The following is a 19,687-nucleotide window of genomic DNA, read 5'->3' as shown; positions in this document are numbered from 1 at the left end:
TCAGTCCCAGTTCAATCCGCCGCGTCGCCACACGTACGTGTAGGCGATGAAGACAGTGACGATGAAGAGGACCATCTCGACGAAGCCGAACAGGCCGAGCGCCTCGAAGGACACTGCCCACGGGTAGAGGAAAATGGTCTCGATGTCGAAGATGATGAACAGCATCGCGGTCAAGTAGAACTTGACCGGGAAGCGACCGCCACCGATGGGCTGGGGAGCCGGCTCGATGCCGCACTCGTACGCCTCGAGCTTGGCCCGGTTGTAGCGCTTGGGGCCCACGATCGGCGCGATCGACACCGAGAACAGGGCGAAGAGCGCACCGAGGATCAGCAGCCCGACGATCGGTACGTAGGGATTGAGCGTCATACCGTCTCCTGCTCGACTGTTAGCCGCTTCACACTATTAATCCGCTTTGGCGTCTTGTCGACCGGGGTCGCCTTGTCTCTCATACCGCCGGTGCGACCTTCGTCAGGCCGTTGATGATCCGGTCCATGGCGTCGCCGTCCCGGGGGTCCGTCAGGTTCGCCAGCAGCTTGAGCACGAACCGCATCAGGGTCGGGTGCGGCATGCCGTGCTTGGTGGCGATCCGCATGATCTGCGGGTTGCCGATGAGCTTCACGAACACCCCGCCCAGGCGGTAGTACCCCCCGAATCGGATCTTCAACTCCGACGGGTAGGCCTGCAGGGCCCGCTCGCGGTCGGCGCCGGCGGGGCGCGCGAGAGCCTGGACGGCGACCTCCGCGGCCAGCTCACCCGACTCCATCGCGTACGCGATGCCCTCGCCGTTCATGGGGTTGACCATGCCACCGGAGTCGCCGACCAGCATGACGCCGCGCGTGTAGTGCGGCACCCGGTTGAAGCCCATCGGCAGCGCGGCGCCCAGCACCGGGCCGTCGGCGTTGTCCTCGCCGCGCATGCCCCACTCCTCGGGCGTGGTGTTCAGCCAGTCGGTGAGCATGGCGCGGTAGTTGGTCTTGCCGAAGGCGCTGGAGGAGTTGAGGATGCCCAGGCCCACGTTGACCCGGCCGTCGCCCAGGCCGAAGATCCAGCCGTAGCCGGGCAGCAGCCGGTCGCGGTCCTGGGCGCTGCGCAGCTCCAGCCAGGACTCCAGGTAGTCGTCGTCGGCGCGCACCGGCGACTGGTAGTAGCGCCGGACGGCCACGCCGAGCGGGCGGTCGTCGCGCTTGGCCAGCCCCATCGCGAGCGGGAACTTGCCGGACACGCCGTCCGCCGCGATGACCAGCGGGGCGCGATACTGGACGGGTTCCTTACCGGGGCCGGCCTTGGCCTCGACACCGATGGCCCGGCCGTCGGCGTCGAGCACCGGGCCGATGACGGTGACCCCGGTGCGCAGCAGGGCGCCGGCCTCGACCGCGCGCTTGGCCAGCATGTCGTCGAAGTCCAGGCGGGTACGCACGAGTCCGTAGTTCGGGAAGCTCGCGAGCTCCGGCCAGTCCAGCTCCAGGCGGACGCCGCCACCGATCACCCGCAGGCCGCGATTGTGCAGCCAGCCGGCCTTCTCGGAGGTGTCCACACCCATCCGGATCAGCTGGCGGGTCGCGCGTGGAGTGAGCCCGTCACCGCAGACCTTCTCGCGCGGGAACTCGGTCTTCTCCAGCAGCAGGACGCGCAGGCCGTGGCGCGCCATGTGGTACGCCGCGGCGGAGCCGCCCGGCCCCGCCCCGACCACGATCACGTCGGCCTCGTCGGCGACGGTTCCTCCTGAGACAGCGAGGTCGTTCACGGCTCACCTCCGTCAAGCGCGGGCTCGTGAAACAGTTCACAAGCCAGCCCAGTCGGAGTCTAAGACGGCCATCGAAGCGGATAGGGGTTAGGGAACCCTAACTGATTCGGAACTGTTCCGGCTTCTCGCGAGAGCCCGCTGCAGGACGTCGCGGGCGACTCCGTCCAGGTGCTCCGAAAACGTACCGCCCATCGCGGCATCGAGCGCGACGATCAGCTCATCCACCAACCGCTGCGCCTGTTCGGGGTCCCGAACGGCCACCAACCGGATACGATGCGCCAGCTCCAGGGCCCGGCGTTCGCCCTCGTCACGGTCGTCGATCGGGACGTCGATGTCCGAGTCGTCGACCAGGCAGTCGATTGTCGTCATGCCTCCGAGTCAAACACCCCGGACCGGTGACAACCGGGCAAACGCTAATTTTTCAGATCTTCGTGGCCCGGTGCAGGGCAACGACCCCACCGGTGAGGTTGCGCCACCCGACCCGCGCCCACGGACCCGAGCCCGCGACGCGGGCGGCGAGACCGGCCTGGTCCGGCCAGGCGCGGATCGACTCGGCCAGATAGACGTACGCCTCGGGGTTGCTCGACACGCCGCGGGCCACAGTGGGCAGGCTGCGCATCAGGTACGACAGGTAGACGGTGCGGAACGCCGCGTTGGTCGGGTGGCTGAACTCGCACACCACCAGCCGCCCGCCCGGCCGGGTGACCCGGCCCAGCTCCCGCAGCGCCGCGCCGGTGTCCACGACGTTGCGCAGGGCGAAGGAGATCGTCACCGCGTCGAACGCCTCGTCGGGGAACGGCAGCCGGAGCGCGTCGCCGGCCACCAGCGGCACGGCCCGGCCGGCAGCCCGACCGGCGCGCAGCATGCCGGTGGAGAGATCGGCCCCGACCGCGTACGCCCCCGAACGGCCCAGCTCCTCGGTCGACACCCCGGTGCCCGCGCCGACGTCCAGGACCCGCTCCCCCGGCCGCAGCCCCAGGGCGGCCCGGGTGGCCCGGCGCCAGCCGCGGTCCTGGCCGAAGGAGAGCACCGTGTTGGTGAGGTCGTACCGCTCGGCCACACCGTCGAACATCTCGGCGACCTCGTGCGGCTGCTTGTCCAGATCTGCGCGCGTCACGTATGGATCCTGCCAGGTCCACACACAGAACGGGCGGGATGGTGACCCATCCCGCCCGTGCCTCGTGCGTTATATATACGACCGCCATCGGTCGGGTCCGACCCCGCCGCCGACGGTCATGAGTCGTGGCGACGCTTCAGTGTTGCGGTGTTACGCAGGCAACGTAACCAGCGAGAACGCGCCGGACCAGAGACACACGCGGCTCGTTACCGAGGAGCAATCAGCACCTCACCGCTTCACCGAGGCGCACCTGGCCGATCGGCCGGTCGCCTCGGTCATCCGGCCCATCGACACCCCTCAGCGCGGGGGCCCGCTCAGTCCCACCAGAAGGACCAGTGGCCGGCCGGCACCTGCTTGCGCGCCACATCGATCGGATCTCCGACCAGCTGCCCCAGATCGCCGCAGTAGACGAACTGCTCCACCGCGCACTGCGCCACCTCGACCGGCTCCACCGGCGGCCGGCCCACGGAGAGCTCGAGCCGTGAGCCGTTGGCGAAGTAGAGGTCGGCGGCGTGCCGCTCGTGCCACAACCGCAGCACCGCGAGGTGGTCCGCCGGCTCCAGATCCGGGTGGCCGGGCCCGCCGAACCAGTTGGCGGGCTCGATCAGTCCCGGCACCAGGACCGGCACCTCGTGGCCGGCCGCGGCCGGCACCAGCAGCACCTCGCCCGGCGGGTAGGCCGAGGTCTCCCGGCGGCGGCCGGGCGGCGGGGACGTGACCCGGGTCAGCCGGCCGGCCAGGGCCTGCGCGTCGTAGTCCTCCGCCCAGACCTCCGCCCGCTGGGCCGGTTCGAGGTCGGCGAGCCGTTCCTCCCACCGGGACCGGGTCAGTTCCGCGAAGCACTCGACGGGGTCCAGCGCCAAGGCCCGCCGGAGCGCGTCCGTGCCCTGCGCTTCCACCGGATAGTCGAAGGTGCTCCGGTGCGCCTCGCGGGCGGACCAGCTCAGGACCGGCCACCAGCCGGTACGGCCGTGGTCCGCCCGCAACGCCCGCCAGATGTGGTCGTGGTCCTGCGGGGGTACGGCCGCGCTCAGCAGCCGTACCCCGCCCGCCGTCGTCGACTCCTGGACGTCGGCGAGCCCGTACCCGGTCAACAACCGTTCCACCAGTCCCAGCCCTCGCAGTCGAGGTCCTCGGAGAGGCTCTGCAGCGGCGCCGTCACCTCGCCCATCACCTGGACCTCCCGGAGTTCCTGTACGTCGCGGTTCTTGGACATCCGGGCGAAGTTCGCCTGGCCCTTCTTCACACTCTCCGCTTCGGTGTCGTCGCCGGTGTAAAGGTAGAGCCGGGTGGCGTGTTGTTTGTTGGCCCCGCTGTAGATGTCACCGATCCGGTTGGCACTGTTCGAGGTGGTGCTCTTGAACTCCGAGCGCACGTCGTCCACGTACGCGTCGAACACCTTGGAGTCCGGATTGCCCACCGTCCGCAGACTCTCGTCCCGTGACTCCACGATGCGCCCGGTGTGCGCCAGCTCGAAGGCGATGACGAACTCGTCGTCGTCGAAGGCGACGTTGTCCTTCTGCTTGTGTTTGTCGTCGTGGCGGGACTCGTCGATCCGGGCGAGCGCGGCGTCGATCCACGCCTCCACCATCATGTCCTCGGTGAAGTCCTCGATCAGCGGCTTCGCGATCCTGCAGAGGGCGCAGCGCCGCCCGCCGCTGGCCGCGGCGGCGTTCTTCTCGGCCTGGTCGAACGCCTTGTCCATCTGCTCCTTGAGGCGGTCCCGGATGCCGAACTTGCCCTCCATGATCTGCCGCTTGCGCACCGCGCGGATCCGCTCGGCCTCGGCCGGATTGCCGGTGGCCTGCCGCTCCTCGTAATCGCTGCGGTACGGGTTGTCCCGCTTCTGCTTCTTGCCCGTCTGCCCGCCGCGGTTGTAGTTGTTGCCGCACAGGTCCGGGGTGCAGGGCGTCCGGTCGTCCATCATCGGCATCAGGCCGCTGGGGTCGCTCTTGGTGACCGGGGTGTTGTTCGCGTACGAGTAACCCTGGATCTGCTGCGGGTCGTTGAAGTCGACGATCGGGTCGACGGACACGAACCGGCCGATCACCGGGTCGTACATCCGGGCGCCCAGGTGGGTCAGGCCGGAGTTGTCCTTCGTGCCGCCGACCAGGCCCTTGTCCATCGCGGCCGGCCAGGAGGCGCCGGTGACCGCGCCCCGCGCGTTGCCGAACGGGTCCTGCCGCCGCACCGAGAACGCCTGCGACACCGCGTCGATGGCGATGCTCGACGTGCCCTGGTGGTCGCCGGCCAGCCAGGTGACCCCGGCCGTCGTCCGCATCGCGACCGCCTTGCCCGCGTGCTGGTAGTAGCGGGTGCAGCCGATGCGCTGACCCTGGGGATCCACCCGCAGCTCCTGGCCGGGCAGGTACAGCGTCGTGCCGTTCGGATCCTTGCGGAGCAGCCGGCCGCCGTCCGCGTCGTACAGGTAGGTGGTGATGCCCGTGCTGTCGGTGCTGCTCTCCATGCGCCCCTCGGCGTTCCAGCCCAGGGTCTGGGTGCCGGTGGCCGCGGGACGGGTGATCGTGTTGCCCGAGTTGTCGTAGCCGTAGGCCGCCGTCCTCGTGCCGGCGGTGTCGGTCGTCGTCGTACCGGTCATCGCGTGCGGACGGGCCGCCGTCTGCGCCGGGTACGCGTACGTCGTGGTCCGCTCGCCCGCCGGGGTCCGGTGCTCGATCTGCTCCGTGCGGTTACCGGCGGTGTCGAACCGCCACGACGTCCAGTAGGGCGCCGGCCCGGTGAGCGCGGCCGTCGTCGGGGCGGCCTTGCAGTCGGGGTCGGCGGGCGTCCAGGCCTCGGTCAGCCGGGCGAGATAGTCGTACGAGAAACACTGGTTCTCGGCGCCGGCGGTGCTCGACGACTCCTTGGCCGAGATCACGTTGCCCATGTCGTCATAGCCGAAGTACAGGTCGGACACGCTGGCCGGGTTCTGCTCCCGGGTGGTCCAGATCCGGTTCAGCCGCCGGGTCTTCGTCTCGTAGTACTGCCCGATCTGAGCCGTCCGGCCACTGGCGTTGCGCAGCGTCATCAGGCCGGTCTCGCCGTACTCGGTGTAGCCGGTCGAGACCACGTAGCTCGAGCCCAGCGTGCTGGCCAGGGTGGTGGCCAGGCCGGTCGACTGGTAGCCGTACGACAGGGTCTCCACCCCCAGCCCGCCGGTCCCGCCGATGGCGGGCAGCCGGGTCGTGGCCGGCGAACCGTCCACCTTGAAGCTCGACTGGTACTCGTAGGTGCCGGCCAGGCCGGTGGCGGCCGACGGCACCGTCACGGTCGACTTGGTGACCCGGCCCGCGCTGTCGAGACCGGTGGTGGCCTTGCGGTATGCGGCCCCGGTGGCCCCGCCGACGTAGCGGGTGCTGGAGGTCTGCATACCCAGGGAGATGTTCTTACCGGCGGTGTCCAGCACCTCGTCGTAGCCCCAGGCGGCCAGTTGCCGGGCCGGGGTGACCTCGGTGCCCTCGTGGAGCGCGGTCTTGCGGCCCAGCGGGTCGGCGTAGCTGTACGTCAGCGTCCGCTCGCGCCCGTCGGTCACCGTGACGACGCGGCTCTCGTCGTCGAAGGTCGTCCGCGACGTGCCCTTGTCCGGGTCCACCGCGGAGGTCTGCCGGCCGCGCAGGTCCCAGCCGAACCGCCACTCCGTGCCGGCCTGGTTGCGGACCTTGCTCTGCTTGCCCTTGCGGTCGTAGGTGTGGACCGTGCGGTCGTAACCGCCGACGAGGTCCCGCGACTTGTACTGCCACAGCTCGGTGGTGCGGCCGGCGGCGTCGGTCACGGTGGCGCTGGCCGTGCCACCCAGCGGCGGTACGACGGTCGTCCGGTCACCGGTGTACGTCGTGGTCGTCCGCCAGGTCTCGGTCAGCCGGCTGTACTGCACGTCCGCCTTGACCCGGCCGGCACCGTCGTAGAACTTGCGGTTCCAGATGTCGATCTTCTCGTGCGCGTCCGCGGGGACCCACAGCGCGCGCTCCACGCCCTTGCTCTGCTCGTGGTACGGACCCCAGGTCAGGTACTGGCGGCCGGCCGAGTCGTAGAAGCTGTCCGACACGATCCGGCCGACACCGGTCCCCGAGCCGTACTGCCGCTGCCGCACCCGTAGCAGGGCGTCGTAGAACTCGACCATCGGCACCTGCGCCCCGGCCGGGTTCAACGTCTTCGTCTCCACCCAGGTGGCCGCGGTGTTGCTGATCCCGTACGCATGGGCGAAGTTCGGGGTTGCGCTCGTGCTGCGGCCCGGCAGCCAGACGTCGGTGAGGCGGCCGAGGCCGTCGTACCGCTTCGTCGTGACCCGGCTGTTGGCGTCCTCGATCCGGGTCGCGTTGCCCATCGGGTCGGACTCGGTGATGTCGGTCCAGCCGGCCGGGTTGGTCACCACGACCTTGCTGAGCGGCCCGCCCACCGCGGGCGTGTAGGCGGTCCGGGTACGCCGGTTGGCCACGTCGTACAGGTCGGTCACCCGGCCGTAGTCGTCGTAGACCGCGGTCTTGGTGGTCAGGTACTCCGGGGCGTTGTTCCGCCAGGCCTTCAGCTCCTCGATCCGGGTGGTCTCGCCCCGCGTGGGCGCGGCACCCCAGGCCTTGTCGTCGAAGTGGGTCCGCACGTCGCCGATGACGTCGGCCTCGGTGAGCACCCGTCCGCTCTGGGTGGCCTCGGCACAGGTCAGGGCTAACTCCCGGACCCGCGAGGGGTAGTTCATCAGCCAGGCGGCCGTGGAGTTGCGGGCGTAGTCGGTCAGCGTGCACTTCTCGTCGCCCGGGACGCCGGTGTCGCCGTAGTCGGTGGACCTGACCGCCATGCCGAAGTCGTCGAACTCCTGCACCGTACGGGTCCAGCGGTCCGGGCGGCCGCCGTCGAGCGCGGCCCAGCCCCGGGTCTCGCCGGTGCTGACGAACCGGGCGTGCGTGGTCTGCGTACCGAGGGTGCGGGTGGCGGTCGGCTCGCCGCGCCACGGCCATTCGAGCTCACCGGAGATCGGCTTGCCCGGGCCGTCGTAGGTGATGCTCTCGCGCAGCATGCCCGCGTACTCGTCGAGGTCGTCGATGGTGGCGACGCCCTTGGAGTCGGTGACCCGGGCGACCTTGGTGCCGCCCGCCTTCTCCTTGCGGTCGCCGTGCATGCCCCGGAAGTAGCGGCTCTCGCTCATGTTCTGCTCGCCCGGCTCGCCGACGGTCGTGCGGACCAGCTCGTAACCGCGGAACTGGTTCCAGGTACGGCGGTTCGCCTTGGTCAGACCGTCGTCGTCGGCGTACCGCCAGGCCGCGCCGCCCTCGTAGGCGTAACGGGTGACGGTGGCCAGCGGACTGCCGGTGGGCCGGCTGGTCGCGTCGTTCTCGATGACGTTGTCGACCACGTACTTGTGGAACCAGTCGGTGATCTCGGTGCCGGGGGCCTGGCCCAGGTCCTCCGGCGCCCAGCGCACCGGGTAGCACCGCTTGGTGTTGGTCTCCGGCGTGGGCAGCGCACCGGCCGCGCAGTCCACCGGTTTGTAGTTGACGTCGATCTTGGCGCCGGTCTCGGTGACGATGGTGTCCATCCGGGGCCGGCGCATCGGGCGCAGGCCGTTCTGCAGCGCGGTGTCGACGCGGTTGTCCAGGGCCGTCGGGTTGAAGACGATGTTCGGCACGGTGGCCCGGGTGCCGAGCAGCCCCTCGTGCGCCAGTTCGCTCAGCCAGAGGCTGCCCGGCGTGCCGTCACCGTTGTCGGGGAAGCGGTGGGTGAGGGTCCAGCGCTCCACGTCGCGGTAGTCGGTGGCGTCCGGGTTCCAGACCTTCGTGGTGACGGTCGACAGCCGGCGGGTGGACCAGAACGTCGGACTCCAGTTCTCACACTTCTTACCGGTGACGCACTCCTGGTCGTACGGGGTGTCCTGCCAGTTGGCGCGGTCGGTGCAGGCGGTGAAGCAGCGGTCGGCGGTGCCGAAGACGACCTGCATCGGTGCCTTGGTGGCGGTGTACACCGTGTCCGTGGCGACGCCGCCGACCTTGTCGCGCTGGTGGGTGCCGTACTCGATGCGCTTGAGGTAGCCGTCCCGGTCGTAGGGGACGAGGTCGGTCTCGGACTTGTTGCGGCTGTACTTGTTGGTGTCCTTGCCGTACCACATCGACATGGTGTTGCCGTGCGGGTCGACGACGTAGTCCAGGTTCCACCGGTAGGCCTGGTCACAGGCGGAGGCGGCGAACGTCGCCTTGCGGCAGGGCTCGTCCGGGTTGTTGCCGTGGACCGGGGAGGTCTGTACCGAGGCGGTCTCGGCCTTGCCCGTGGTCCAGCCCTGCAGGCGGTTCAGCCCGAAGTAGTACTTCGTGCCGTCCGGGGTCGTGACGACCCAGTACTCGCCCTTGTCGCCGTCCTTGCCCTCGGCGGCGGCTTCACCCTCGTCGCCGTTGACCGCCCCGACCTTGCGCTCGATGCGCGCGCCGTTCTCGTTGCGGCCGTGCCAGCGCTTCTCGCTGCTGTTGTAGATCAGCTCGGTGGCGGAACCGTTGAGCGCCATCGTGGCGTTGTCGGTCTTCCAGCACTGGTCGTACACCTTGGTGGTGTTGTTGTGCTCGCCCGACATGTCCTCGCTGCAGGACACGTAGCGCCGCTCGATGAAGCCGGGCGAGTAGTCGAAGCCCTCACCGGCCCAGGAGGCCTGGTTGTTGGTCGTCACCATCCGGCCGTCGACCGCTTGCGACGAGTAGCCCAGCCGTACCTCCGGCGCCGGACCGGCCAGCGAGGGCGGCGTCTTGATGTCGTAGGACCAGGAGAAACCGCCGGTCGCGCCGCCGACGGACCACGCCGCCGAGGGGGAGAGCGAGGTGGCCCCGTAGTCGCCGGAACTGCCCGACGCCCCGGAGGCGAGCGCGACGATCGTGCCCCGGCCCGCGGCGACTGTGACCGGGGCGGAGACGCTGGAGTCACGGTTGACGGTAGGCAGCGGCTCGGCCGAACACGTCGCCGCCGGGGAAGCGGTCAACGCACAGGCGGGCACCTGGACCAGGCGCAGCCGCTCGGCCCAGTTGGCACCGTACGCCGCGGCGAACGTGGAGTAGTCGATGCGGACGTTCACGGCGCTCGTACCGCTCGGCGCGGACAGCCGTACGGCCAGCTCATGCCCTGTTTCCAGGGCCTTGTCACGGGCCAGCAGCTCGACCCGGACCCGGCCCGGCCCGGCGGCCGCGGCCTTCGCCGCAGCTCCGGCGGCCGGCTTCGCCGCCGTGACGTACACCGGCATCGACCCGGCCCGGGTCTCGGCCGCCTTCGCCGCCCGGGCCGTCGTGCCCGTCGCCGGGGCGAGCTCGACCTCCGTGACGGCCGCGGCCGGCCACGCGACCTTCGGCGGGGTGAACTGCTTCAGCTTCGGCGACGGGACCGGCTTGGGCTGCGCCGGCGATCCCGGTACGGACGGCGTCTTCTGGACGTACTGCTCGGCCTTCTCCGGCTCGGCGGCGTAGGCCGGGATCTCCGGGGCGAAGGTGACCGCCATGAGGGCGACCAGGCCGGCGGCGAGCCGGCGGGTGCTGGGTGCACGCATCAGAGCTGTCCGTCCATGGTGTCGTGGAGCCGGGCCACGAGGCCCGGGGTGAGGGCACCGGCGTAGACGCGGGTCGCGTCGACGCTGCCGCGCAGGAAGTCGGTGCTGTAGACGCTGGTGCTGTACCAGCGGGACCGGCCGACGGTGAGCGGACCGGTGGCGTTCCAGCGGGCCGGCCGGGCGATGGACTTGGCCAGCACCCCGTCGACGTAGAGCCGGATCTGGGCGTTCGCCGCGTCGTAGACCCCGACCAGGTGCACCCAGGAGCCGGTGTCGTCGTCGACCACGGGTGAGGCGGACTCCGCGTGCACCATCGGGCTGGTCGCGGTGGTGTCCCCGTCGATCAGCGAGAACGACCACTTCATCCCGGCGGTGCCGAAGCCCCGGGTGCCCAGGTAGAAGCCGGACCGGTTGACGCCGTCCTGGGCCACCACGGTCTGGTTGCCGGTCGGCAGGCTCGCCAGGTTCACCCAGGTCGAAACGGTGAACGACTGGTCGGTGCGGATCGGTGACGGGGTGGCCGCCAGCGACCTGGTCCCGTCGAAGCGCGCCGATCCGGGGTCGCTCTCCAGGTGACCGACCTCCAGCCACCACTCCTCGTTGCTCGCCGGGTCCACCAGGTCCCGGGGCGCCGGCATGGGCGAGGTGTCCAGGCCGTGGCCGTCGAGATCCCAGCGGCCGGCCTCGGTGACGGCCGCCGCCGCGATCTCCTCCGGGTGCAGCTTGCGGCTCCACACCCGGACGTCGTCGATCTCACCCTTCCAGGTGCCGGCGCCGAGTTCGACGTCGACGGTCCACGGCTGGGCCGGCAGCGGCGCCCGGGCCGTGCTGCTCACGCCGACCTTCACCCCGTTGACGTACAGGTCCAGCGTCTTGCGGGACCCGTCGAAGGACGCGGTGACGTTGGTGGTGACCGAGTACGGCACGGCGACGGTGGAGCAGACGGCGCTCGCGGTGTTCCAGTTGGTCACCGGGTTGGTCGTCGACTCCGGCCGGATGGCATCGGAGCGCTGCGCGCACAGCCGGTCGATGCCGGCGTCGTAGAAGATCAGGAAGAAGTTCTGGACGAAGAGTCCCCGGGTGGTGTGCTCGAAGATCACCCGGTCCACGCTCTTGGCGCCGAGCCGGATGTCCGCGCTGACCGTGAAGTTGTCGTGGTAGTCCAGGAAGGCGGGTGCAGCCGCGCGCCCGGTGGTCCCGTCGAAGGTGAAGGCGGTGCCGCCGTCGCCCTTGTTGTTCGTCAGCGTCTTGGTCACACCACCGCGGATCGTCAGATTGCGGTTCTGGCCCGAGGAGTCGGCCAGCGTGGTGCCGGCTGGATCATCCATCCGCCAGCGCGCCGCCTCGGGCTGCGCGGTCCCGGCCAGGATGTTGTAGCCCACCGCCTCGTCCGGCTGGGCCGGGTTGCGGTACTCGGCGCTGCTGCGCCCGGCCTGGTCGACACTCTCGACGTGCAGCACCCGCTGGCCGCCGATGCCGAAGTCGTCGAGGTGCAGCGCGCTCGGCAACGACGGCGGGGCGATGCGGACGAAGGCGTTGGTGTCCCCGCCCCCGGAGATGGGGACCTCGACCTTCGGCTGGCCGTCGAACCAGTAGCGGTACTTCTTCACGTCCGTGACGCCGTTCGCGCCGAAGACGAAGCTGCCGCTGGCGCCGACACTGCCGGCGGTGTTGCAGACGGTCGGCAGGCACTCCGGATACTCGGTCGACGTGATCGTCGGCGGCTTGGCGGGCCCGGCGCTGTCGACGGTGAACTCGCAGGTCGCCGACCAGGCCGAGGAGTCCAGCCCGTCGGTGTTCGACGCCCGCAGCACGTAGGTGACATTCTCCTTCAGGCCGAAGGTGGCCGGGATCGCCTTCGTCGCGTACGTGCCGTTGGTCGCGGTGTCCGACATGGTCGCCGCGGCGGGGTAGGCCTTGCCCTTCTCGGCCAGGTAGAACTGGCCGGTCAGGGTGCGCTCCGTACCGTCCGGGTCGGTGACCTTGGCTTGCACGTTCGGGTAGTACGGCGTCCGCGAGACGAACACCTGCGGGTCACCGGGCTCGCAGCTCTTGCCGCCGATGGTGATGTCGTTGGGCGCGTTCGGCTTCGAGTTGTACGTGATCGAGACGTACGGGTCCTTGGCACCCTCGGAGGAGGAGAACTTCTTCCAGGTGTTCTGGTTGTTGTTGTCCTCATCCGCCTTGGCCGCGCGGATGCCCGTGGTCAGCGTGGAGGCGTTGTTCTTCGCCGCCCACTCGAAGGTGCTCCGGACGTTGGCGGTCACCCACCCGTCGCCGCAGTTGCCGGTGCCGTAGCCCTTGGTCATGGTCGACTCGACGACGGGCTTGCCGTCACCGCCCCAGGCGGGCTGGCTGTCCCAGTTCGTCGAGGTGCCGACCCCGCCGGTGATCCAGACCTGCCACTTGGCGGCATTGCAGGAGTACGACCAGTGGTTCCACAGGTACATCGTCGCCGCGGTCACCTGCTTGCCCTTGAGCGCGCTGGTCGACCAGCGCAGGAAGGACCGGGCGATGAACGTGCCGCCCTCCTCGACGTAGCCGAGCTTGAGCTCCTTGGACGCCGACTGGTCGCTGTTGAAGCTGTTCTGCACGAACGCGTCGAAGCCGGGCTTGAGGGTCGGCGACGGGTCGATGATGACCGGGTACTTGGTGTCCGGGCTGTTGAGGAAGTCCGTCTCCGGGGCGAGCGCCAGCGCGGAGGCCCGCGCAGTCTTGCGCACGGCCATCCGTACGGGGGCACGCTTGGTGTGGTCACCGGTCTTGCGCCCGACCGTCGAGTCCCACATCTCCGCCGCGGGCACGTGGCCGACGTAGCGCCCCTGGCTGTCGCGCAGGTTGAAGCCGCCGTCCGGTGTCGACACCGGGGTCATCCCGTCCGTGCGCCACGGCATCGCCAGACTCGTGACCTCGGCCGCGGCGGACCGGTTCTTCACCACCAGGAACTGCTCGAATCCGGTACGGGTGACCTCGACGACCAGGTCGACGCCGGGCCGCACCTCCGCGTACGTGGCCTTCTCCCCGTCGAGCACCGGCTCGGGCAGCGTGCCGTTCCAGCCCAGCGACAGCGCGGTGGCGCCGCTGGCCAGCCGGGCGAGGTCGTGGTCGCCGGGGCCCGCGGCGCCGGAAAGGACCAGACCGCGAGGGTGTGCCTTGGGCGCCACGGTCCCGTCGGAGCGCTTCTCCAGGCCCAGGTCGACGGCGCGCCAGGCGCCGTCCGGGCCCCGGAACCGGGCCGGGCCGACGTGCACGTCGGCGGTGAAGCTGCCGTCCGGGTTCGCGACCACGCGGGTCGACTCGGTTCCGAGCGCGTCGACCTCGACCGGCTTGCCGCTGGCGCGGGCCTGGAGGGAGGCAGCCGTCTCGGGGTCGGGGGGCACGGCAGTAGCGGCCGGTGTCACCGGCGCGGCTTGTGCGGGTGAGCCGGTGGATACCCCGGCGAGGGCAATGCTCAGGGTGACGGCGAGGGCCGGCACGACGGCGGACGCGAGGCGGTTTTGGGTGGTGACAGACCGGATCACGGGACGGAACGCTATTGATCAATCCCTGGCGGCGCTGTCCCGTCACGCGTCCGTATTGACCGGTTGGCGGCGACTAGAAGCACTTCCCGTCGCCGCCACCATCAACTTAAGGAAACTTTGAGACGAACTTTGCGTCCGACCGGCCGAAATTCTTCCTCCGCCGAACGGTCAATCGACTACCGAACGTCAACGAGCGGGAGTTCGGTGCGGCCCGCGCCGCCGCCGGGCATGGCGATCGAGGAGAAGTGTGAGACCACGCGCTCGTCGGTCGGGTCGTCGGCCTCGGTCGCGTGCACCGCCAGGTGCCGGTAGAGGGTGTCGCGCTGCGCCGGGATCCGGCCCGCCGTGCGGATCATCCAGATCAGCTCGTGCAGATTCGACCGGTGCCGGGCCCCCGCCGAGGAGATCACGTTCTCCTCCAGCATGATCGAGCCGAGGTCGTCGACGCCCAGGTGCAGCGCGAGCTGGCCGACGTCCTTGCCGGTGGTCAGCCAGGACGCCTGCAGGTGCGCGATGTTGTCGAAGAAGAGCCGGGAGACCGCGATGAAGCGCAGGTATTCCATGGCGGTGGCCTGGGTGCGGCCCTTGAGGTGGTTGTTCTCCGCCTGGTAGGTCCACGGGATGAACGCGCGGAAGCCGCCCACGCTGCCCTCCGGCTCGACGGCCGAGTCCACGTAGCCGTTCGCCACGGCGAGGTCCTGCACGTCGCGGATCATCCGGATGTGCTCGATGCGCTCGGCGTTGGTCTCGCCGGTACCCATCATCATCGTGGCCGTGGAGCTGAGGCCGTTGCGGTGCGCGACCGTCATGACCTCCAGCCAGCGCGCGCCGGACTCCTTGAGCGGGGCGATCGCCTTGCGCGGCCGGTCCGGCAGCATCTCGGCGCCGGCACCGGCGATGGAGTCGAGACCGGCGGCCTTGATCCGCAGCACCGCCTCCTCGATGGAGACGCCGGACACCTTGGCCATGTGCAGGATCTCGCTGGGGCCGATCGAGTGGATGGCCAGCTGCGGATAGGCCTGCTTGACCGAGGAGAAGAGATTCTCGTAGTACTCCACGCCGTAGTCGGGGTGGTGGCCGCCCTGCAGCATGACCTGGGTCGCGCCGAGCTCGACCGCCTCGCCGCAGCGGTGCAGGATCTCCTCCATCGGGTGCGACCAGCCCTCGGCGTGCTTCGGCGCCCGGTAGAAGGCGCAGAACTTGCAGGCCGTGACGCACACGTTGGTGTAGTTGATGTTGCGATCGATCAGGTAGGTGACGATCCCGTCCGGGTGACGCCGGCGGCGCACAGCGTCAGCGGCCTCGCCGAGGGCGTGGAAGGGCGCTTCGGTGTAGAGCAGCAGCGCCTCCTCGGGCGTGATCCGCCCACCGTCGGCCCCACGCTGCAGGATGCTGTCGATCTCCGGGTTCGCCGTCACGCCCCGAAGCCTACGTCCCGGATCCGGCAGTCGTCAGCGGCGTCGGTCACTGACGTCCCGCTCGCGGCTCCGGCGCTCGATCAGCACACCGAGGCCGTCGAGGACCCGTTCGAGGCCGAAGGCGTACGCATGGCCGGGATCGAAGGCGGCACCCAGCGCGGCGCCCGCCGCGGCGCCGACCCGCACGGCCGTCGGGTAGGCCTGCGGATCGAAGACCTTCTCCAGCAGCGGGCCGTTCTCCGCCCACCACTCCTGATCAGTGCGAGCGCTGCGCTCGGCCGCGGCCCGCGCGTCCGCGGCGGCCCGGGCGGAGGCCTGCACGAAACCGAGCAGGTACGTCAGCGCGGAGTCGGTCTCCACGTCGTCGAGGCCGGTGCCGTCGAAGGCGCGCAGCTCGTACTCGTACTTCGCCATCAGGCCGGGGCCCAGTGGCGGCCGGCTCTGCGAGATGCCCGCCGCCCAGGGGTGCTGGGCGTAGAGCAGCCGGTTGTCCTCCGCCACCGCCGCCAGCCGCTCCCGCCAGGACGCCTCCGCGCCGCCTTCCCGCGACATCCGCAGGTAGACGGCGTCGAGCATGAGGTCGAGCAGAGCGGCCTTGTCCGGCACGTACGTGTACAGCGTCATGGGCACGACGCCCAGCTCCTGGGCCACCCGCCGCATGCTCACCGCGTCGAGCCCCTCGTCGTCGGCGAGCGTGATGGCGGCATCGACGACCTGGGCCACGGTCAGGCCCTTCTTGCGGCCGCGCCGGCTCGCCGGCTGGTCGAACCAGAGCAGGTCGATGGTGCGTCGCGCCTCGGCCACGGGGTGGCACTCCTTTCTTGTACGACGTATCTTATACGGCGTCCAACTAATCAGCCTGGGGGTTCCGGTGCGGGTCTCATCATCTGCTGTATCGCTCACCGTCGACGACGTCGCCGCCTCGAGCAAGTTTCTCGCCACCCACTTCGGCTTCGTCGAGCGGATGGCGGCCGACGGATTCGCCTCCCTCGGCCGGGACGACGGCGCGGTGGACGTGGTCTTCCTGCGCCGGGGCATCGAGGTGCTGCCCGAGCCGTTGCGGGAGCAGCGCGCGACGGGCGTGATCGTGGCCTTCGTGGTGGACGATCTCGAGGCCGAGCAGGAGCGCCTGCGCGCGGAGGGCGTGCCGATCACGCTCCCGCTGCGCGAGGAGCCGTGGGGGGAGCGCCTCTTCATGGTCTCCGACCCCAACGGCATCTCGTACGAGCTGGTCGAATGGCCTGCCGCCTGAGCCACGGGCGCGTTCAGTCGTTAACCTCGACAGGTCGATCGGAATCGGAGTCGCAGTGCTCGTCGTGCATGGCGTGTGGATCGCCGGTGAGTCGGCGCCCGGGAGGCTCGCGCTCTGGGCCGAGGATCCCGCTCTCCCCCTGACCACCTCTTCCCGGGCCCGCCGCCGGCCCCACCCGTTCGCGGTGTCGGCCGGAGGGCTCGCCGCGGCTTTGACCGGCTCGTCGGACGACCTCCGGGACGCGCTGGCCAAGGCCGCCGAGTCGGAGCTGACCCTGCAGCTGCCCGGGACGGCCAAGGGCCCGCTGCCGTCGCCGGAGGCCGGCAGCGAGGCACCGGGCCGGGGGCTGCGACTCGCCGCCTGGGAGACGCCGGCGCTGGTGCTGCCGGGCGAGCTGGCGCTGACCGCGCTGGGTGCACTGGCCGAGCCCGATCCGGACGGGCCCTGGCTCGCCGCGGCGTCGCTGCGGTATCTGTGCGTGCTGGCCGGGCACGCCTGCGACATGGCTCGCCGGGGCCGGATGCTGCCCCAGCTGGTGGTGGAGTCGGGGACGCCCGCCGGGCGCTGGCGGCCGGTGCTCACCGGGGCCGACGCGGCCGGCTACCGGGATTTCGCGGCGGCCATGCCACCGGTGTGCCGCTCGGCCGCGGTGGGCGGGTCGTCCGACGACACCGGCGCCGCGGGCAGTGTCGGCCGCACCTTGCGGGACGCGCTCGAGGTCCTGGTGGACACCGCCGCCCGCTCCCTGATGCCGGAGCGGATGCTGTTGGGGCTGCGCCCCGGTCCCCGGACAGCGCTCGCCGAGCGCTGGCTCTTCTCGCTGACCGGCGCCGACCCCTCGCTGCCGGGGGCGAAGGCGGCCGAGGTCGCCGAGCTGTCCAAGCCCCTGGTCGGCTGGTTGCGCTCGGCGCACGACGCCAACGGCCCGATCCGGGTCAGCTTCCGGCTGACCGAGCCCGCGCCCGGCACCGACGACTGGGCGCTCGACTTCGCCCTGCAGTCCGCCGACGACCCGAGCCTCTACCTGCCCGCCGAGGACCTCTGGACCGGTGCGCGCATGCCCGGCCTGCCGGCCAATCCCGACGAGACACTGCTCGCCGGGCTCGGCCGCGCGGTCCGGCTGTTCCCCGCTCTGCACGAGGCGTTGCTGGACGCCCGGCCGGCGGGCATGGCCCTGAACACGGGCGAGGCCCACGACTTCCTCCGCCAGGCCGCTCCCCTGCTGCAGGCAGCCGGCTTCGGCGTGCAGCTGCCGGCCTGGGCCGGGCGCAAGGCGGTCGGGCTGAAGCTCACCACCCGCACCCGCAGCAAGACGCCGTCCGGCAAGGCCGCCGCCGACTCCGGGTTCGGCCTGGAGCAGCTGGTCGACTTCCGTATCGACCTGGTGATCGGCGACGGCACGGTCAGCGCCGAGGAGCTGGCCGAGCTGGCCCGGCTCAAGGTGCCGCTGGTGCGGGTCCGCGGGCAGTGGGTCGAGCTGGACGACCGGCAGCTCAAGGCCGCGCTCAAGGCCGTGGGCAAGCGCCGCGAGGGTGAGCTGACCGCCGGCGAGGTGCTGCAGCAGGTGGTCGACGGCGGCGAGGAGGATCTGCCGCTGGTCGAGGTGGCCGCCGACGGGGCGCTCGGTGACCTGATCTCCGGGCAGGCGGCCGAGCGGCTCACGCCGGTGCCCACACCCGCGGCTTTCCAGGGGACGCTGCGGCCGTACCAGGAGCGGGGACTGTCGTGGCTGCACTTCCTGGCCCGGCTCGGCCTGGGTGGCATCCTCGCCGACGACATGGGCCTCGGGAAGACGGCGCAGACGTTGTCGCTGCTGCTCGCCGAGCGTACGGATCCCGACGTGCCGGTCGCGCCGACTCTGCTGGTCTGCCCGATGTCACTGGTCAGCAACTGGCAGAAGGAAGCCGCCCGGTTCGCGCCGTCGCTGCGGGTGCACGTCCATCACGGCGGGGCCCGCAAGCGTGACGAGGACTTCCGGTCCGCGGTCGCCACGGCCGATCTCGTCATCACGACCTACGGCACCGCCCTGCGCGATCTCGGCGTTCTGCGCGAGGTCCAATGGGGACGGATCGCGTGTGACGAGGCGCAGGCCATCAAGAACAGCGGCACCCGGCAGGCCCAGGCGGTACGCGCCATCCCGGCCCGGACCCGGCTGGCCCTGACCGGCACGCCGGTGGAGAACCACCTCGCCGAGCTGTGGTCCATCATGGAGTTCTGCAACCCCGGGCTGCTCGGGCCCGCGAAGCGGTTCCGCCGCCGATTCCAGGAGCCGATCGAGGTACGCGGGGACGCCGACGCGACGGCCGCACTCAAACGCGCCACCGGGCCGTTCGTCCTGCGCCGCCTCAAAACGGACAAGTCGATCATCTCGGACCTGCCGGAGAAGAACGAGATGAAGGTCTGGTGCACCCTCACCGCCGAGCAGGCGACGCTGTACCAGGCTGTGGTCGAGGACATGATGGCCGTCATCGACAACAGCGAGGGCATCCAGCGGCGGGGCAACGTGATCGCCGCGATGACCAAGCTCAAGCAGGTCTGCAACCATCCCGCCCACCTGCTCAAGGACGGCTCGCGGTTGCCCGGCCGCTCCGGCAAGCTGGCCCGGCTGGAGGAGCTGACCGAGGAGATCATCACCGACGGCGACAAGGCCCTGGTCTTCACGCAGTATTCGGAGTTCGGGACGATGCTGCAGCCGTACCTGGCCGCGCATCTGGACCGGCCCGTGCTGTGGCTCCACGGTGGACTGTCCAAGGCGCGGCGCGACGAGCTGGTCGAACGCTTCCAGACCGACACGGAGCCGATGCTGTTCCTGCTCTCGCTCAAGGCGGCCGGGACGGGCCTGAATCTCACGGCGGCCAACCACGTCATCCACGTGGACCGCTGGTGGAACCCGGCGGTCGAGGACCAGGCCACCGACCGGGCGTTCCGCATCGGACAGTCCCGCAACGTGCAGGTCCGCAAGTTCATCTGCACCGGCACGCTGGAGGAGAAGATCGACGCGATGATCGAGCGCAAGAAGGCGCTGGCGTCCTCGGTGGTCGGTACGGGCGAGGACTGGGTCACCGACCTCAACACCGACCAGCTGCGGGAACTGTTCGCGCTCGACCCGGTGGCGGTGAGCTGAG

The 19,687-nt window shown here is 70.5% G+C and carries 11 protein-coding genes; 2 read left to right on the top strand and 9 right to left on the bottom strand.

Annotated elements, in window-relative coordinates; genetic code table 11:
- From Aau02nite_RS18085 to Aau02nite_RS18045, 9 genes are all read right to left on the bottom strand, one after another.
- Complete coding sequence (locus Aau02nite_RS18085) at positions 1-366, bottom strand: NADH-quinone oxidoreductase subunit A (protein ID WP_023357563.1); 366 nt, start codon at positions 364-366, stop codon at positions 1-3.
- Between the two features lie 79 nt (positions 367-445).
- Positions 446-1,744, bottom strand: coding sequence for a geranylgeranyl reductase family protein (locus Aau02nite_RS18080; RefSeq protein WP_212989627.1), 1,299 nt, complete (start codon positions 1,742-1,744; stop codon positions 446-448).
- Between the two features lie 87 nt (positions 1,745-1,831).
- Positions 1,832-2,113: a hypothetical protein gene (locus Aau02nite_RS18075; protein WP_212989626.1), complete on the bottom strand. Its 282-nt coding sequence runs from the start codon at positions 2,111-2,113 to the stop codon at positions 1,832-1,834.
- 52 nt (positions 2,114-2,165) lie between these two features.
- A complete protein-coding gene (locus Aau02nite_RS18070; protein WP_212989625.1) occupies positions 2,166-2,861 on the bottom strand; it encodes a demethylmenaquinone methyltransferase in 696 nt (231 codons plus the stop codon).
- A gap of 314 nt (positions 2,862-3,175) precedes the next feature.
- Positions 3,176-3,967: a DUF4253 domain-containing protein gene (locus tag Aau02nite_RS18065; RefSeq protein WP_212989624.1), complete on the bottom strand. Its 792-nt coding sequence runs from the start codon at positions 3,965-3,967 to the stop codon at positions 3,176-3,178.
- Positions 3,952-10,371, bottom strand: a complete 6,420-nt coding sequence (locus Aau02nite_RS18060) for an RHS repeat-associated core domain-containing protein (protein ID WP_212989623.1) — start codon at positions 10,369-10,371, stop codon at positions 3,952-3,954. The genes Aau02nite_RS18065 and Aau02nite_RS18060 overlap by 16 nt, the downstream gene beginning before the upstream one ends.
- Positions 10,371-13,892 carry a LamG-like jellyroll fold domain-containing protein gene (locus Aau02nite_RS18055; RefSeq protein WP_212989622.1) on the bottom strand — a complete coding sequence of 1,174 codons (3,522 nt, stop codon included), beginning with the start codon at positions 13,890-13,892 and terminating at the stop codon, positions 10,371-10,373. The genes Aau02nite_RS18060 and Aau02nite_RS18055 overlap by 1 nt, the downstream gene beginning before the upstream one ends.
- A 176-nt stretch (positions 13,893-14,068) precedes the next feature.
- Positions 14,069-15,310, bottom strand: a complete 1,242-nt coding sequence (gene mqnC, locus Aau02nite_RS18050) for a cyclic dehypoxanthinyl futalosine synthase (RefSeq protein ID WP_212989621.1) — start codon at positions 15,308-15,310, stop codon at positions 14,069-14,071.
- A gap of 33 nt (positions 15,311-15,343) precedes the next feature.
- Positions 15,344-16,114, bottom strand: coding sequence for a TetR/AcrR family transcriptional regulator (locus Aau02nite_RS18045; RefSeq protein WP_212989620.1), 771 nt, complete (start codon positions 16,112-16,114; stop codon positions 15,344-15,346).
- A gap of 67 nt (positions 16,115-16,181) precedes the next feature.
- Here Aau02nite_RS18045 and Aau02nite_RS18040 point away from each other — a divergent pair, with 67 nt between their 5' ends.
- Together Aau02nite_RS18040 and Aau02nite_RS18035 are read left to right on the top strand one after the other, a co-directional pair.
- Positions 16,182-16,562, top strand: coding sequence for a VOC family protein (locus tag Aau02nite_RS18040; RefSeq protein WP_212989619.1), 381 nt, complete (start codon positions 16,182-16,184; stop codon positions 16,560-16,562).
- Between the two features lie 55 nt (positions 16,563-16,617).
- Complete coding sequence (locus tag Aau02nite_RS18035; RefSeq protein ID WP_212989618.1) at positions 16,618-19,686, top strand: DEAD/DEAH box helicase; 3,069 nt, start codon at positions 16,618-16,620, stop codon at positions 19,684-19,686.
- The last annotated feature ends 1 nt before the right edge of the window (position 19,687 follow it).

This window comes from Actinoplanes auranticolor (genome assembly GCF_018332655.1).
In the GTDB taxonomy this organism is placed as follows: Bacteria; Actinomycetota; Actinomycetes; order Mycobacteriales; family Micromonosporaceae; genus Actinoplanes; species Actinoplanes auranticolor.
This window is presented reverse-complemented; position numbering and strand designations above follow the sequence as displayed.